Origin of the sequence: Campylobacter concisus, assembly GCF_902460415.1 — a bacterium.
GTDB classification, from domain to species: Bacteria; Campylobacterota; Campylobacteria; order Campylobacterales; family Campylobacteraceae; genus Campylobacter_A; species Campylobacter_A concisus_Y.
In genome coordinates this window covers 1-1,189 of sequence record NZ_CABPTY010000014.1, presented here as the reverse complement: position 1 = coordinate 1,189, position 1,189 = coordinate 1, and the positions used below count along the sequence as shown (strand labels likewise).

Sequence of the window (1,189 nt, the reverse complement as noted above, 5' to 3'; positions counted from 1 at the left end):
GCTCATTATAGGCTCCTGCCTCTGTCATTTTCATTTTCTTGCCCTTTGGCCTTGTTTAAAATTTTGTCTTTGGTCTGCACTAGCGTATCGTTTACCTTTTGATAAAATTTAGGGTAGCTGTCTTTAAAATTCGGCGTTTCTTTTTCGATTTCACCCATCATCTTTTTTAGCTTTTCGTATCCTTTGACGTCAAGCCCTTTTTTGGTTTCTTTTTCATAGGTCGTTTGTAATTTAGCGTAATTAGCCCGCTCGTTCTCCATCTCTTTAAAACCGCCTTTGACTTTTTTGCGTTGCGTATAGACCTCTTTTACCAAATCGCCGACAGCCTCTTTAAATTTAGGACTGTCAAAGGCTAGATCAAGCTTTTCTTGGCGCTGGCGATCTTTGGCGATGCTTTCTTCTTTACCCTGTTTTAGCATCATCTCAAGGCTTCTGTCCATCTCTTGCAGCGCGGTTATAATGCCGTTTATCCCATCGCTATTCATTAGGTTGTCGATCGATTTTTGAAAATTCGCTTCAAGCTTCGATTGCTTATCTTTGAGGTCTTCGAGCTCCTTTTCGTGCTGCATTTCTAGCTCGTCGGCTCTCTTATTCCAGTCTTCTTGCTCTGCGCCGTTTTCTCTGCCCGGCTGTGGTTCGTTTTGCTCGGGGCTTGGCTCTTTTTCTTCCCCTTTTTCCTTTTTGGCGATTTGCTCTTCTTTTGCCTTGATTTGCTCTTCTATTTTTTCTTTCTCTTTTAAAATTTGCAGACTCTCTTTTAAGGACTCATTTTTTTCTACGCCGTCCAATCTGTCTTTTACGAATTCTCTTTTTGCTTTCGGGCTTTTAAATTCGTCCAGCTCCGCCTGTCTTTCCCTGATTCTCGTATCTAACAGCTCTTTTTCGCCTAGTATTTCTACGGCTTGCTGCGCGTCTTTGCTTAAATTTGCAGCTCCCGTTACTTCGTAGGCAAATTTTTTGTTAATGTCTCGTATGGTGTATTCTTTGCCGTTGTCGAAGTCCTCTTTTAAGTCCATATTCATTTCTCTTAGGGTGAGCTCTTTTATTTCGGTCACATCCCTTAGACTCATATTGGTTTTATAAATATCGTTGATCGCTTCTTGAACCTTGCTATCGTCGTCCGTTCCGTATGCGGTATAAAATTCTCTTACGCAAGCTACTGCGCTTGTTTCGCTGCTTTTAAACAACC

General features: G+C 41.5%; 1 protein-coding gene. It reads right to left on the bottom strand.

The genetic code is table 11. The features are described 5' to 3' along the window. Positions 1–5: 5 nt before the first annotated feature. Positions 6–1,187 carry a hypothetical protein gene (locus FZ940_RS09360; RefSeq protein ID WP_262367636.1) on the bottom strand — a complete coding sequence of 394 codons (1,182 nt, stop codon included), beginning with the start codon at positions 1,185–1,187 and terminating at the stop codon, positions 6–8. Between the last annotated feature and the right edge of the window lie 2 nt (positions 1,188–1,189).